Raw genomic sequence first — 14,568 nt, forward strand, 5'->3', positions numbered from 1 at the left:
AATTGCACTCAGGTAGCGTCGTCGTCCTTCGTCGAGGCCAACGCGTCCAGGAACGACCGGGCCCAGCGGTCGACGTCGTGCACCAGCACCTGCCTGCGCAGTGCCCGCATCCGCCGCCTGCCTTCCTCCGGCGTCTGATTCAGGGCCGCCTCGATAGCGTCCTTGACGCCCTCGAGGTGGTGCGGGTTGGTGAGGTACGCCTGGCGCAGTTCGGCTGCGGCGCCGGTGAATTCGCTGAGCACCAATGCGCCGCCCAGATCGCTGCGACAGGCCACGTACTCCTTGGCGACCAGGTTCATGCCGTCGCGCAGCGGCGTCACCAGCATCACGTCGGCGGCCACGAAGAACGCGATCAACTCGTCGCGGGGGACCGGCCGGTGGATGTAATGCACCAGCGGGTGGCCGATTTCGCCGTACTCACCGTTGATGTGCCCGACCTGACGCTCGATGTCCTCGCGCATCTCGATGTAGCTCTCGACGCGTTCCCGGCTCGGTGTCGCCAACTGCACCAGGACCGTGTCGTCACGCTTGGCCCTGTTCTCGGCCAGCAGCTCCGAAAACGCCCGCAGCCGGACGTCGATGCCCTTGGTGTAGTCGAGGCGGTCCACGCCAAGCAGGATCTTGCGGGGGTTGCCCAACTCGCTGCGGATGGCGCGGGCCCGCTGCCTGATCGCGCGGGTGCGCGCCTGGTGGTCCAACGCAGTGGAGTCGATCGAGATCGGGAAGGCGCCGACCTTGACGGTCCGGAAGCCGACGTTGACTTCGCCGAATTTTGACCGCACGCCGACCGACCCTCGAGAGGTGTTCGCCCCGACGAGCCGACGGGCCAGAATCATGAAGTTCTGTGCGCCGCCGGGCAGATGGAAGCCGACGAGGTCGGCGCCGAGCAGACCTTCGGTGATCTCGGTCCGCCACGGCATCTGCATGAACAGTTCGACCGGTGGGAAGGGGATGTGCAGGAAGAAGCCGATGGTCAGGTCGGGCCGCAGCATCCGCAACATCTTCGGCACCAACTGCAGCTGATAGTCCTGCACCCACACCGTGGCGCCTTCGGCCGCCACTTTCGCGGTGGCCTCGGCGAACCGGCGGTTGACCGCGACGTAGGCGTCCCACCACTCGCGGTGGTAGATCGGTTTGACGACGACGTCGTGGTACAGCGGCCACAGCGTCGCGTTCGAGAAGCCCTCGTAGTACTTGGCGACGTCGTCGGCGGACAGCTGGACCGGACACAGGTACATGTCGTCCTGCTCGATCGGATCCTCGTCGACGTCCGGGATACCTGGCCAGCCGATCCACGCTCCGCGCCGCTGCCGAAGCAGCGGCTCCAGGGCGGTCACCAAACCGCCGGGACTCCGCTTCCATGTTGTGCTGCCGTCAGGCAGGCGCTCCATGTCGATGGGCAGCCGATTGGCCACCACCACAAAGTCCGCATCCCCGGGGCCGTGCGCTTGGCCGCGCCCCGAAGTCACTTACACCTCGAGCTTCGCCGGTCCGATGCCGAGCATGGACAAAAAGATCCGGCATTCGTCGGCGTCATTGGCGTACGCAGCGACAACGCGCCTGGCCTGGCGTGCAGTGCTATCGGCAAGTGGTTCGACGTCACCGATCTCAGCGGGGTCTGATTTCGCAGGCATATGACAACCTTACCGACCCGTTCCCCACAGGGGACGATGCCGTCCGCTACGGACTCGAACTGACGGTCGAATGCGGCACCGGCTGCGGGCCCAGCGCCTCTGACTCCTCCGCGAGGCCGATGCACTCGCCCGAGTTGTGCCCCGTGCAGGGGATGCCGCCGATGGCAGGCAGGTCGGGGTTGCCTGCGATGCTGGAAAACGCTGCCCCTGAGTTGGGCACAGTGTGGGGCACGCAGGCGCCAGAGAACAGGTCTTCCTCTTCACCGGCGGGGCACTGGGCCTCCGGCGCCGCCGAGGCGCTGGGAATGGTGACGACGGCCATCGCGGGGGCAGCGGCAAGCGCAACCGCAAAGCCGCCGGCAAGGATCAATCGTCGTACTGAAAGCTCTAGGGTCGCCATGTCACGCCTTCTGTAGTTATTGACCATCTCGTCGGGATTCTATGGAAGCTGGCAGGAATCTGCACAAGTTCTGCGAGTTCCCTGAGAGGGCGACCCTCGGGTTTGCGGATCGGCTGCCGTTATGGGCTGGCTTCGATGGTGGACCTCGGCACCGGTTGCGGGCCTTCGGCCGCCTCGTCCTCGGCCAGGCCTATGCAGGCGGCCGAACTGCGCCCGCCGAGGCAGGGCACCCCTTGGATCTCAGGGATATCCGGATTGGCGGCGGTCGAAGTGAACCCCTCCGGTGAGTTGGGCACCAGGAACGGCGTGCAGGACGCGGTGAAGACGTCCTCCTCCTCACCGTCCGTGCAGGCCGCCACCGGCTTGAAATCCGTTGTGTGCGTGGGGTGTGCGACGATCGCAACGGCCGGGGTAATGGTGATCGCGACAGCGAAGCCGCCGGCGAGAAGCAGGCGTCGGGTGCGCGTCAGGTCTGTCGTCATGACCAGAAGTCTACGAATGCTGAGAGAAGCCCGCAGAGATTCTCGGTGTTGGCTGGGAATGGGTTGGGTCGAAAATGAAAAAGGCCGGGGCACATTGGTGCGCCCCGGCCTGTCGTCGGCCCGCGACTACGGGCTCGAGCTGATGGTCGAGTGCGGCACCGGCTGCGGACCGGCCGCCTGCTCTTCCTCCGAAAGGCCGATGCACTGGCCGGAATTGCCTCCGGTGCACGGAATGTTGTCCACCTCCGGCAGACCGCCGGGCGAGGTCACGCCGACCTCAGGTGAGTTGGGCACCAGATCCGGCGTGCACTCACCGGTGAAGGTGTCCTCGGATTCGCCACTCGGACACGCCGCGATGCTCGGTGCGGAGTGGGTGGGTGCGGCGATGACGGCCACCGCTGGCGCGGCCGCGATTGCGACCGCAAATCCACCGGCAAGGAGCAGTCGTCGCGCTGGAAGTTTCAAGGTCGGCATCATCACGCTTTCTGTAGTTTTGCTGATTTTCGTCGCCCGAAGTTGTGGCGGCAGAGTGGATCTGCTAGCGGAGACATTACGCTGCACATGTACAAAACGCCGCGTCAAATGGGATAAAAGTGGTGCGTGAGTGCCAATTCTGGCAGGTTGCTGTCAACTAGCTGTGGCACCGCTTCAAACAAGCTTGGTGTGGCACCGTAATGTGCAGTCGTCAATGCTTTCTCGAGCGAACGAGGTGGTCCGCGTGGCAAGCCCCGATCTGAGCAATGCGGTCCCGGCGGGCGGCGAAGCGCCCCAGCAGGTGACCTACGAGACCCTCGACGAGGGCCGCATCGCGCGGATCTGGCTGAACCGGCCGCAGGCCCAGAACGCGCAATCGCGAACGCTGTTGGTAGCGCTCGATGAGGCTTTCGGCCGCGCTGAAGCCGACGACGAGGTGCGGGTGGTGATCTTGGCCGCCCGCGGCAAGAACTTCTCGGCAGGACACGACCTCGGGTCGGAGGAGGCGCTGGCCGAGCGCACGCCCGGACCGGGACAGCACCCGACGTTTCAGATCAATGGCGCGACACGGTCGGCCGTCGCGGAGAAGACGTATCTGCAGGAGTGGCATTACTTCTTCGAGAACACCCGGCGCTGGCGCGATCTACGCAAGATCACCATCGCGCAGGTGCAGGGCAACGCGATTTCCGCGGCGCTCATGCTGATCTGGGCGTGCGACCTGATCGTCGCGGCAGACGACGCGAAGTTCAGCGACGTGGTGGCCGTGCGCATGGGAATGCCCGGTGTCGAATATTATGCTCACCCTTGGGAATTCGGCGCACGGAAGGCCAAAGAGCTTCTGCTGACCGGTGATTCGATCGATGCCGATGAGGCTTACCGGCTCGGCATGGTGTCCAAGGTGTTTGCCCGCGCGGACCTCGAAGACAAGACGTTGGAGTTCGCGAGGCGGATTGCCGAGCGGCCGACCATGGCGGCGCTGCTGGTGAAGGATTCCGTCAATGCCGCGGCCGACGCCATGGGATTCACCGAGGCGCTGCGGCACGCGTTCCACATCCACGAACTCGGGCATGCCCACTGGGCGGCGGCCAACGAGAACCGGTATCCCATCGGCTTGCCGCCGAATGTGCCGGACTGGCGGACGCTGGGTGCCCCCAAGCTCGCCCGCCGCGACGAGCCGTGACGTATAACTAGAACCTGTTCTAGTAACCCGGGCGGAGGGGCAGCGGTGCAGGTGTCATTGGCGGAGCGAACGGTACTGGTCACCGGCGGTGGCAGCGGAATCGGCAAAGGAACGGCCGCCGCGGTAGTGGCCGCCGGTGGCAACGCGATGCTGGTCGGGCGCAATGCCGACAAGCTGTCGGCCGCCGCCGACGAGATCGCCGCGCTGGGCGGCCCCGGCGCGGTGGTGTACGAACCCGCGGACGTCACCAACGAGGACGAGGTCGCGCATGTCGTCGAGGCGGCCACCGCGTGGACAGGCCGGTTGTGGGGCGTGGTGCACTGCGCGGGCGGTAGCGAGACCATCGGACCGATCACCCAGATCGATTCCGAGGCCTGGCGGCGCACCGTCGACCTGAACATCAACGGCACCATGTACGTGCTCAAGCATTCCGCGCGTGAGATGGTCCGCGGCGGTGGTGGATCGTTCGTCGGCATCTCCTCGATCGCGGCGAGCAATACGCACCGGTGGTTCGGCGCGTACGGCGTCTCGAAGGCGGGCATCGATCACCTGATGCAGTTGGCCGCCGACGAACTCGGCGCGTCGTGGGTGCGCGTCAACTGCATTCGGCCGGGCCTGATCCGCACCGAACTCGTTGCGCCCGTTCTTGATTCGCCAGAGCTGAGCGCCGACTACGCGACCATCACGCCGCTGCCGCGGCCCGGTGAGGTAGAGGACATCGCCAACGCGGCGGTGTTCCTGCTCAGCGACGCGTCGAGCTACATCACGGGCCAGGTGATCAATGTCGACGGCGGTGTCCTGGTGCGGCGCGGTCCTGATTACTCGTCGATGCTCGAACCGCTCTTCGGCGCCGACGGCCTGCGCGGGGTCGTGTCCGGCTAGCGGAGTTATCCACAGGCGCGATGTTCGGATGGGCATTCTGTCGTGGATGGCGGTGATGATGGGGCCATGTTCCCGATTCCGTCTGCTGCTTCGTTCGACGGTCCTGCGGTGTCTCGCAGCCCACCCGACGGCCCATCGCCCAACGTTTTACCCTGGACCCGGTAGCCGAAACGCGTTTGGGCGCAGCCACTGTTTTGACGCTCGCGTCGAAAATGTATGTGTCTCAGGCGTTTTGCGTCCGCACATAGCTCGAGCGTGGCACCATTCCTGCATGAGTTGGGTGGCTAGGACAGTGGTGGGGATAGCGCCCATCGCGATGGCCGTGGCGTTTGGGGTCGTGCCCGCGAACGCCGACGACCAACCCACCGGCCCAGGTGACCCGGCGTGTATTTCGGACCCGACGGACGCCGTGTGTATGGGCGGTCCGTGGGGCATGCCCACCTCGCCTTCGAGCGTCGGTTGCGCGATCGACCCCGGCCAAGGGATATGCCAGGGCGGGCCTTACGATCCCGCGCCGCCACCTCCGCCGCCGCCACCGCCCATGCCGACACCCCCGATGGGGCCGATCGGCGGGATGACCGGGGGGATGGGCGTCGGCATGGGCATGCACCCAGGCTTCGACGCGATGCATCCCGGCATCGGCATGCACCCCGGTGGCATGGGCATGGGAATGGGCGCCGGGCACATCTAGCTAGCGCGTTTCGCCTGCCTCCCACGCCGCGACCTTGGCGAGCGCAGACCAGTCCAACGCCGCACCGCCGCTGGCGAGCAGGGTGAGGAAGCGGTCTCGCAGCAGGCTGGCGATCGGCAACGGCGCCTGGAGTGCCTCACCCGCGGCGAGCACCAGACGGACGTCCTTGGCGCCGAGTTCGGCCGCGAACCCCGCAGGCTCGAACTCTTCCCGCGCGATCAGCCCGCCGTACGTTTTGTACACCGGCGCGCCGAACAACGTCGACGTGAGAATCTCGAGGTACGCCGTCTTGTCCACACCGGCTTTGGCAACCAAAGCCATTGCCTCGCTGAGTGATTCGATCACCGATGCGATCAGGAAGTTACCGCTCAGCTTCACCAGGCTGGCCGCCTTCGGCTCCTCGGAGACGACGAAGGTCCGTTGACCGATCGCATCGAACACCGCTGCAATTGGCTCCAACGCCGCCTTCGTGCCGGCCGCGACCACGAAAAGCTTTGCCGCAGCCGCTGCCTCGGGTCTTCCGAACACCGGCGCCGCGACGAACTGTTGGCCCACCTTCGTATGCGCTGCCATCAACTCTTCTGTCAGCGCGACACTGATGGTGCTCGACGACACATGCGTGGCCCCAGGACGCAGCGTCGCGACAATGCCGTCGTCGCCGAATGTCACCGCGTGAACCGCCTCGTCGTTGGACAGCATCGTGATCACGACGTCGCCGTGACACGCGTCGGCCACCGACTTCGCCGGCGTCGCGCCCTGCTCTGCCAGCGCCGCCACCTTGTCCTGCGACCGGTTGTACGCGGTCACCTCGTGGCCGGCCTTCAGCAGATTCGCCGCCATGCCCGCGCCCATGTTTCCCAACCCGATGAACCCAATCTTCATGGGTCCACCTTGCCGGGTGTTGCTGTGCGCCGCTGAACGGCGGGGTCAGCCGCCGCTGCCCGAGGGCAGTTTGTCCTTGCAGTAGGCGTAGACCGCCAGGCCGCCGAAGTCCGCGGACTTCTGGATCGACCACTTGGTCTTCTTCGTCAGCATGTTCAGCGCGTCGTTGACGGTGCCGCCGTGCTCGAGGATGTCGCACGTCGAATGTGCCAGGCTCAACGCCTGGTCTGGCGAACTCACCGAGACGCCCTTCTGCTGCAGACCCTTGAGGAACGCCTGGTCCAACTGATCATCGGCGGAGGCCGGCGCCGCGAGCGCCGTGGCCGTGCCCACTGCGAATGCGACCGCCGCCAGCAGGTGCTTCTTTCTCATCTGTCTCCCCAGTAACGTCCCCGGCCACCCAGCAGCGTACGTCAGCAAAGGAAACTCTGCCTAGGGGGCAGTTAGTCAGGCTTGCATTTCCGCGGCGCGGTGAACTGCGTCGACGATGCCCTGATATCCGGTGCACCGGCAGAAATTGCCGGACAGGCCTTCCCGGATCTCCTCGTCCGTCGGCGTCGGGTTGTCCCGCAGCAGCGCGGTGATCGACACGACGAATCCCGGCGTGCAGAACCCGCACTGAAGGCCGTGGCACGCGCGCATCGCCGCCTGCACGGGCGACAACTCCCCGTCCTCCGACGCGATGCCCTCGACCGTGGTCACCTCGCACCCGTCGGCCTGCACCGCGAACATCAGACACGAGCGCGTCGCCTGCCCGTCGACCAACACGGTGCACGCCCCGCAGGCACCGTGCTCGCAGCCCAGATGCGTCCCGGTCAGGCCGCACCTCTCACGCAGGTAGTCAGCCAGCGTCAGCCTCGGTTCCACGGTCGCCTCGGTCGGTTGCCCGTTGACGGACACCTTCACCGGCCACTCATGCATTGCTCGCCTCCGCGGTCGCTTTCTCCCATGCGCGGGCCACCATGGTCGCCCCGACCTTGGCCCGATAGGCGGCCGAGCCCTGCAGGTCGGCCGGAATGTCGTCGAGTGAGTCGATCGCCAACCGGCCGACTTCGTCAGCGGCGACGTCGGCGACCGGCCGCCCGAGCACCGCTTCCTCCGCGGCCGAACCGCGCAGCGGCGTCGAGCCGAGTCCCAAAAGCCCTATCCCGCAGCGGCTGACGCGTGAATCGTCGTCCAGTTCGACGGCGATTGCCGCCCCCGCGATCGCGAAATCACCGTGCCTGCGCGCGAATTCCTCCACCGCGAATCCGGACCGCGCACCTCGGACCGGGAACCGCACGGCGGTCAGAATCTCATCGGCGGCCATCGAGTTCTCCCACAGCCCGGTGAAGAACGCCGAGGCCGGAATCTGACGCGTCCCCCGTGGCGCCACCGCCTCCATGTGCGCGTCCAACGCCAACGCGACCGCCGCATACTCCGCGGCCGGATCCGCGTGGGCGATGGCGCCGCCGAGCGTGCCGCGCGTCCGGATCTGGAAGTGCCCGATGTACGGCGTCGCCAGCGTCAACAACGGCACGGAGTCGGCGACCTCGTCGTCCATCCCGACGAACGCGTGCGGCGTCGCTGCCCCGATCCGAATCTGCCCGTCCTGCAGGTCGATACCGACAAGCTCGTCGATCCGGGAGATGTCGATCAGGTTGTCGAAATGCGTCAGGCGCATCGCCAACATGGGCACCAGGCTTTGACCGCCCGCGAGGATCTTCGCGTCCTCGCCGTATTCGGCGAGCAGATCGACCGCCTCGTCCACCGCGCTCGGTCGGTGGTAGGCGAATGCGGCAGCTTTCATCGGCGCCGCCTGCCCAGCAGGAAGCCGATGATGCCGCCCACCGTCAGCGCAGCCAGCGCCGGTGCGAACCGCTTGGCCATCGGCACCGCGACTACCTTCAACAAGTCGACGGAATCGGCCGCCGCGGGTTGGCTTGCCGCCGTGGGAGTTTCAGCCGCAGGCGCGCTGGCGGCAGGTGCAGCTCCGCCGAGGATGTCGGCCTCGAGCGCCTTGGCGAACTGGGCGATCAGATTGCCTGCGACGTCGCCGAGGACCCCGCGGCCGAACTGAGCCGCCTTACCCGAGATGGTCAGGTCGGTGGTGATCAGCACGCTGGTGGCGTCGCCTTCGTCCTTGAGTTGCGCCGTCACCACCGCGGCGGCGTTGCCGTTGCCCCGCGTCTCCTTGCCGTTGGCTTTGAGCACCACCCGTTGCGCCGCGGCGTCCTTCTCCAGGAACGCCGCTTCACCCTTGTACGACACGGTGATCGGGCCGACCTTCACCTTGACGGCACCGGTGAACTGGTCGCTGTCGACCGACAGCAGCGTCGCCCCCGGCAGGCACGGCGCGACCCGTTCGACGTCGGTCAGCACCTCCCACGTCGTCGCCGCAGGCACCGCGACTCGAAATTCGTTGTTCAGCTCCACTATTGGGACTCCTCGATGAGCGCAACGATGGCGCAGGGACTGGCGGGCAATCGGGTCAGTGTCACACCGAGCGGCGCCAACGCGTCGTTGATCGCATTGATCACCGCGGGCGTCGCCCCGATCGCTCCGCCCTCGCCGACGCCCTTGTAACCGCCGACGCCCGGTCCCGGGATCTCGACGTGGCCGAACTCGATGGGTGGCACCTCGGTGGCCGTCGGCACCAGATAGTCGACGAAGGTGGAGGACAACGGGTTTCCGTCGTCGTCATAGGCCATCTCTTCCAGCAGCGCGCCGCCGATGCCCTGAACCGTGCCGCCCGCGATCTGGCCCTCGACGACGTTCGGGTTGATCATCGCGCCGACGTCCTCGCTGACGATGTAGCGCATGAGTGTGACATGGCCGGTTTCGATGTCCACCTCGCAGGTGCAGGCGTGGGTGGCGTTCGCCCAGTGGATCGGGGCCTGCGACGTGAAGCGCGCGGTCGCCTCCAACGACGCCGACATCCCTGCGGGCAACTGCTGCGGTTCGTAGTACGCGCGATAGGCCAGTTCGCCGAACGTCACGCTCTTGGAGTCGTCGTCGCGAACAAAAGCGCGGGACCCGCCCAGTTCGATCGCGTCCTCGTCGACCCCGAGCCTGGCGGCGGCCATCGCGACGATCTGCTTGCGCAGGATCGTGCCCGCCTCGTTGACCGCGCCCGCGGTCATCGGACCCGACCGACTGCCCTGGGTGCCCGCGCCATACGGCGTCACTGCGGTGTCGCCCTGAATCGTTGACACGTCGTCGATCTCGGCGCCGAGCGCGTCGGCGGTCAACTGCACCACCGTGGTCTCGAGGCTGTTGCCGGTCGACCCGCCGTTGACGTAGACGTTGATCTTGCCGGTGGGCTCCATCCGAATGGTCGCGCCCTCGGTGGCGAGGTGCCCGGTGGCCGCGCCCGTCGGCTCGATGTACGCCGAGAAGCCGAGGCCGATGTAGCGGCCCTGCTCCAGCGCCTCGCGTTGTTCGCGGCGAAACCCTTCGTGGTCAAGGATTTTCACTGCCTGATCGAAGGTGTCCGCTGGCGCGACGTGGTCGTACGGCATGCCGTTGGGGTTGAAGTAGGGCATCTCGTCGCCGCGCAGGATGTTGCGCCGCCGCAGCTCGACGGGATCCATGTTCATCTTGCGCGCGGCGATGTCGAGCAGGATCTCGCGGGTCAGCGTCTCGTACTGCCACGGTCCGCGATACGCGGCGAGGCCCGCGGTGTTGGAGAACACCGTCTTGTAGTTGAAGCTGGCCTTCGGCACCCGGTACGGGCCGGGAAAGAACATGCCGACCGCGGCGGTCGTCAGCACCGGGTACGGCGTCGGATATGCGCCGATGTCGTAGGTGAAGTCGATGTCGGCGGCCAGGATGTTGCCCTCGTCGTCGAACGCCATCCTGGCCTTGCCGTCGACGTGGCGCGCCTGGCCGGCCGACATCAGGTTCTCGCGCCGGTCCTCGATCCACTTCAACGCGAACCCCACCTTGCGGGCGGCCAGCAGGATGCACATGTCCTCGCGCATCGGCACGACCTTCTGGCCGAAACCACCGCCGGTGTCGCGCATGATGACCCGCACGCGCTGCGCCGGAATGCCGAGCAGTCTCGCGGCGAACGCCCGCAGCTCGTGCGGCGTCTGGGTGGACGCCCACACCGTCAGTTCCTCCGACGACGCCTCCCACTCGACGACCATGCCCCGGGTCTCCATCGGCACCGGCGCGTAGATCTGTTGGTAGACACTGGCTTCCGCGACGTGCGCGGCGGATGCGAACGTCTCCTCGTCAGGCGGCGCACCCGCCAACCCGCCCGCCACGTTGTCGGGATACGCCTCATGGACGATCACGTCGGAGCCGACGGCCTTGGTGAAGTCGACGACCGCAGGCAGCGGTTCGTAGTCGACCTCGACCAGTTCGACGGCGTCTTCGGCGATGTAACGGCTCTCGGCGATCACCAACGCCACCGGGTCGCCGACGAATTTCGCCTCGCCCTCGGCCAGCGGCGGCCGCGGCGTGTCCGCGATGTCCTTGCCGGCGACGGCGTGCCAGGCCTCTTTGACATCCGGATTGATATCGGCCGCGGTGAATACCGCACGCACGCCCGGCAGCGCCAGGGCAGCGGAGGCGTCGATGCCGCCCAGCTTCGCGCGTGCGAAGGGGCTGCGCACGAAACAGGCGTGCAGCATGCCTGGCCTGATGACGTCGTCGACAAAGGTGCCGCGACCGGTCAGCAGGCGGTTGTCTTCGACGCGGGGAACTCGGGCGCCTGCATATCGGGGGGCAACCGTTTCCGTCACGGAATCACGTTATCGTATTTGAGAGCGACATTTCCACCCTCGTTGTCTCATCTAATCAATCGTGGTGAATACGGCCGCCGACCTCGGCCAACGGCTTGCCGCCGCCGCCCCAGCGGCGGGCGATGATCTCCGCGGCGATCGACACCGCGGTTTCCTCGGGGGTGCGCGCGCCTAGGTCGAGGCCGATCGGACTGGACACCCGATCGAGTTCGGCGTCGGTCAGGCCGACGTCGCGCAGTCGGGCCATCCGGTCCTCGTGCGTGCGGCGCGAGCCCATCACGCCGATGTAGTCCACCTCAGGTAGCCGCACCGCCACCTGCAGCACCGGCACGTCGAATTTGGGATCGTGGGTCAGCACGCAGATCGCGGTCCTGGCGTCAATCGCGTCCTGTTCGGCCTGCTCGCGCAGGTAGCGGTCCGGCCAGTCGACGACGACCTCGTCGGCGTGCGGGAATCGGGCGGGCGTCGCGAACACGGGTCTGGCGTCGCACACCGTGACCCGATAGCCGAGGAAGGAGCCCTGCCGGGCGAGGGCGGCGGCGAAGTCGATGGCGCCGAAGATCAGCATCCGCGGCGGCGGTGCGTGGCTGGCGACGAACACCTCCATGCCTGCCTCCTGGCGCTGGCCGTCGGGCCCGTAACTCAGCACGGCCGTGCGGCCCGCGGCGAGCAGGCCTCTGGCGTCGTCGGCCACCGCGTCGTCGGCGCGCTGCGAGCCGAGCGACCCGTCGACGGTGTCCGGTCCGACGACCAGCCTGCGCCCGAGCCAGCTGGGGTCGGGGTGGGCGATCACGGTGGCAACGGCCGTCGGGCGGCGTGCGCCGATATTGTCGGCGATCGCCTCCAGCTGGGGAAAAGTGTTGCGCGACACCGGCTCTGCGAAGATGTCGATGATGCCGCCGCAGGTCAATCCGACCGCGAATGCGTCGTCGTCGGAGATCCCGTAGCGCTGCAGTTCCGGTTGGCCGCTGGCGACCACCTCGTTGGCGAGTTCGTAGACGGCGGCCTCGACGCAGCCGCCGGACACCGAACCGGCGACCGTGCCGTCGGGGGCGACCACCATGGTGGCGCCCGGGGGGCGCGGCGCGGACTTGATGGTGCGCACGACGGTGGCGACACCCGCCGTGCCGCCGGCCCGCCATACGGTCAGCAGATCGTCGAGTACGTCTCGCACGCCCGAAGTCTATGCCCGCGGCCAAGCGTCCTTGGGCGAGTGCTCAGCGATGGCTCAAGCCGCGTCGAATTCCACCGGAAGAGTGGCGGGTCCGGTGATCCCCACCATCGGCTTCCACGGCGCCGGTCCGCTGCGACGCACGTTGCGCATCCGCCGGGTCATGACGCGCAAGGCTTCGGCGATCTCACGCCGGGCGAGGTTCGCGCCGAGGCAGTAGTGCGCGCCCGCACCGAAGGACTGCATCGGGGCGGCACCGTCGCGGGTGATGTCGAGCCGGTCCGGGTCGTCGTAGACGGCCGGGTCGCGGTTCGCGGCGACGGTGTTGACCAGAACGAACGTGCCTGCCGGGATGGTGACGCCTTCGTATGCGACGTCCTGCAACGTCATGCGCATGACCCCGATGGTGACGGGTTGGTAGCGCATCAACTCCTCGACCGCGTGCATCGCCAACTCGGGACGTTCGGCGAGCAGCGCCCACTGCTGCGGATGATCGCAGAGCACGTCGACCGCCGCGGCCACCTGGTTGCGGGTGGTGTCGGTGCCTGCCATCAGCAGGCCGCCTGCCAGCATCCGCAGTTCGGCCATGCTCAGCCGGTCGCCGTCGTCCTCGGCGCGGATCAGTTCGGAGATCAGGTCGTCGGTGGGGGAGTTGCGACGGTCGGCGACCATGTCGTCGACGTAGTCGTCGAGTTCACCCCACGCCTTCAAGATGTCGGGCTCGTACTCGGCCGCCTTGAAGGTGAACGTCTTGAAGAACTCGTCGGCCCACGCGGAGAACAGCTGCCAGTCCTGTTTCGGCGCGCCGAGCAGTACGCAGATGACCGGAACCGGGTACGGGCGGGCGATATCGGCGACGACGTCACAGCGGCCCGCGGCCAGCAGCGGATCGGTCAGTTGCGTGACGATGTCGACGATCGTGGTGTCCAATCGGGCGACCGCGCGCGGGCTGAAGGCCTTGCACATCAGCCGGCGCATGCGGGCGTGTTCCTCGCCGTTGACGCTGAGCAGCGTCGCGGTCACGCGGTCCCACAGCGGACCTGAGGTGATGCCCTGTGCCTCGAGGCCCAAGCCCGGTGGCGGTGCCAGCCGGGGATCGCGCAGGGCGGTATGTGCCAACTCGTAGCCCAAGATCTCGGGCCCGTGCGCGCCCATCGCGATCGGGGACCGATCGCGCGCCTCCTTGAGCGCGGTGTGCACGGCATCGGGAGTGGGCGCGTCCTCGTAGGAGACGGTGGGTAGGTCGGCTTCGAAAACCGTGGGGCAGGTGACCCTGACGACGCTCACGGTGGCCTCCTCGTTCTCCGGATGCCTTCATCGTCTTGCCGGGCAGGTAGACCCGATAGCGTAGGTGGCTACCTGCTTTCGGGAGGTGTCTGCGTGCGCGTACCTGGTTGGGCTGCGCTGGCGATATCGTGCGCGATCTGCGCTGTTCCCGGCACTGCGACCGCGGCGCCGGTGCCTCCGGTTTCGGACGCCGCGCGGGCGGCGGGGCTGGTCGACGTCCGCACCGTCGTGCCCGACGCGGTCATCGACCTTCGGTACGCGACGCCGAACAACTTCGTGGGTGTGCCGCTGTATCCCGCCGACGCCCGGTGCCTGGTGCACGAGTCGATGGCGCAGGGACTGGCCGCCGCGGCGGCGGTGCTGCGACCGGCAGGTGAAGTGCTGCAGTTCTGGGACTGCTATCGGCCGCACGACGTGCAGGTGCGGATGTTCGAGGCGGTGCCCAACCCGAACTGGGTGGCCCGGCCCGGCCCGTACTCCAGTAGCCACGAAACGGGCCGGTCGGTCGACGTGACGATCGCCGACGCCGCGGGCCCGATCGACATGGGCACCGATTTCGACAACTTCACATCCAGCGCGTTCGCCTACGCGACCGACGGTGTCAGCGCGACCGCACAGGCCAATCGCGGCCGGTTGCGCGACGCGATGAAGGCGGGCGGGCTGACGGTCTACCAGGGTGAGTGGTGGCATTTCGACACCAGCGACGCGCACCAGAAGCGCCCGATTGTCAATGTGGCTGTGAATTAGGTGATTCG

At 67.2% G+C, this 14,568-nt stretch carries 17 protein-coding genes; 4 read left to right on the plus strand and 13 right to left on the minus strand.

Annotated features, from left to right (window positions below):
- Positions 1 to 8 precede the first annotated feature (8 nt).
- The 5 genes from C1A30_RS29665 to C1A30_RS29685 all read right to left on the minus strand — a co-directional run bounded on the left by C1A30_RS29665 (position 9) and on the right by C1A30_RS29685 (position 2,990).
- On the minus strand, positions 9 to 1,469 hold the full coding sequence (locus C1A30_RS29665) for a trehalose-6-phosphate synthase (RefSeq protein WP_101951789.1): 1,461 nt from the start codon (positions 1,467 to 1,469) through the stop codon (positions 9 to 11).
- Positions 1,470 to 1,634 (minus strand): hypothetical protein, encoded by a 165-nt coding sequence (locus C1A30_RS29670; protein ID WP_101951790.1) that lies wholly within the window; start codon positions 1,632 to 1,634, stop codon positions 1,470 to 1,472.
- Between the two features lie 46 nt (positions 1,635 to 1,680).
- Entirely contained in the window at positions 1,681 to 2,034 is a 354-nt protein-coding gene (locus C1A30_RS29675) for an intersectin-EH binding protein Ibp1 (protein ID WP_101951791.1), read from the minus strand.
- A 119-nt stretch (positions 2,035 to 2,153) separates the two neighbouring features.
- Entirely contained in the window at positions 2,154 to 2,516 is a 363-nt protein-coding gene (locus C1A30_RS29680) for an intersectin-EH binding protein Ibp1 (protein WP_101951792.1), read from the minus strand.
- 126 nt (positions 2,517 to 2,642) lie between these two features.
- Positions 2,643 to 2,990: an intersectin-EH binding protein Ibp1 gene (locus tag C1A30_RS29685; RefSeq protein ID WP_101952974.1), complete on the minus strand. Its 348-nt coding sequence runs from the start codon at positions 2,988 to 2,990 to the stop codon at positions 2,643 to 2,645.
- Between the two features lie 244 nt (positions 2,991 to 3,234).
- Here C1A30_RS29685 and C1A30_RS29690 point away from each other — a divergent pair, with 244 nt between their 5' ends.
- The 3 genes from C1A30_RS29690 to C1A30_RS35475 all read left to right on the plus strand — a co-directional run bounded on the left by C1A30_RS29690 (position 3,235) and on the right by C1A30_RS35475 (position 5,743).
- The gene (locus C1A30_RS29690) at positions 3,235 to 4,170 is read left to right on the plus strand and encodes an enoyl-CoA hydratase (protein ID WP_101952975.1); all 936 of its coding nucleotides are present in this window, start codon (positions 3,235 to 3,237) and stop codon (positions 4,168 to 4,170) included.
- 45 nt (positions 4,171 to 4,215) lie between these two features.
- The gene (locus C1A30_RS29695; protein ID WP_101951793.1) at positions 4,216 to 5,052 is read left to right on the plus strand and encodes an SDR family oxidoreductase; all 837 of its coding nucleotides are present in this window, start codon (positions 4,216 to 4,218) and stop codon (positions 5,050 to 5,052) included.
- A 271-nt stretch (positions 5,053 to 5,323) separates the two neighbouring features.
- Positions 5,324 to 5,743, plus strand: a complete 420-nt coding sequence (locus C1A30_RS35475; RefSeq protein ID WP_142392683.1) for a hypothetical protein — start codon at positions 5,324 to 5,326, stop codon at positions 5,741 to 5,743.
- Here the strand turns inward: C1A30_RS35475 and C1A30_RS29700 are convergent, their stop codons facing one another.
- The 8 genes from C1A30_RS29700 to C1A30_RS29735 form a co-directional block, all read right to left on the minus strand.
- On the minus strand, positions 5,744 to 6,625 hold the full coding sequence (locus C1A30_RS29700) for an NAD(P)-dependent oxidoreductase (RefSeq protein ID WP_101951794.1): 882 nt from the start codon (positions 6,623 to 6,625) through the stop codon (positions 5,744 to 5,746).
- Positions 6,626 to 6,670: 45 nt separating this feature from the next.
- Positions 6,671 to 6,997 (minus strand): DUF732 domain-containing protein, encoded by a 327-nt coding sequence (locus C1A30_RS29705; RefSeq protein WP_101951795.1) that lies wholly within the window; start codon positions 6,995 to 6,997, stop codon positions 6,671 to 6,673.
- A 75-nt stretch (positions 6,998 to 7,072) separates the two neighbouring features.
- A complete protein-coding gene (locus C1A30_RS29710) occupies positions 7,073 to 7,546 on the minus strand; it encodes a (2Fe-2S)-binding protein (RefSeq protein WP_101951796.1) in 474 nt (157 codons plus the stop codon).
- Positions 7,539 to 8,414 carry a xanthine dehydrogenase family protein subunit M gene (locus tag C1A30_RS29715; protein WP_101951797.1) on the minus strand — a complete coding sequence of 292 codons (876 nt, stop codon included), beginning with the start codon at positions 8,412 to 8,414 and terminating at the stop codon, positions 7,539 to 7,541. The genes C1A30_RS29710 and C1A30_RS29715 overlap by 8 nt, the downstream gene beginning before the upstream one ends.
- Positions 8,411 to 9,040, minus strand: coding sequence for an SRPBCC family protein (locus tag C1A30_RS29720; protein ID WP_101951798.1), 630 nt, complete (start codon positions 9,038 to 9,040; stop codon positions 8,411 to 8,413). Before C1A30_RS29720 ends, C1A30_RS29715 begins: the two co-directional genes overlap by 4 nt.
- On the minus strand, positions 9,040 to 11,355 hold the full coding sequence (locus tag C1A30_RS29725; RefSeq protein ID WP_101951799.1) for a xanthine dehydrogenase family protein molybdopterin-binding subunit: 2,316 nt from the start codon (positions 11,353 to 11,355) through the stop codon (positions 9,040 to 9,042). The genes C1A30_RS29720 and C1A30_RS29725 overlap by 1 nt, the downstream gene beginning before the upstream one ends.
- Before the next feature lie 55 nt (positions 11,356 to 11,410).
- Complete coding sequence (locus C1A30_RS29730; RefSeq protein WP_101951800.1) at positions 11,411 to 12,529, minus strand: XdhC family protein; 1,119 nt, start codon at positions 12,527 to 12,529, stop codon at positions 11,411 to 11,413.
- 54 nt (positions 12,530 to 12,583) lie between these two features.
- Positions 12,584 to 13,813, minus strand: a complete 1,230-nt coding sequence (locus C1A30_RS29735) for a cytochrome P450 (RefSeq protein ID WP_101951801.1) — start codon at positions 13,811 to 13,813, stop codon at positions 12,584 to 12,586.
- A 93-nt stretch (positions 13,814 to 13,906) separates the two neighbouring features.
- Here C1A30_RS29735 and C1A30_RS29740 point away from each other — a divergent pair, with 93 nt between their 5' ends.
- On the plus strand, positions 13,907 to 14,560 hold the full coding sequence (locus C1A30_RS29740; RefSeq protein ID WP_235010260.1) for a M15 family metallopeptidase: 654 nt from the start codon (positions 13,907 to 13,909) through the stop codon (positions 14,558 to 14,560).
- Positions 14,561 to 14,568: the final 8 nt, after the last annotated feature.

The sequence above is a fragment of the Mycobacterium sp. 3519A genome (genome assembly GCF_900240945.1).
Lineage (GTDB): Bacteria > Actinomycetota > Actinomycetes > Mycobacteriales > Mycobacteriaceae > Mycobacterium.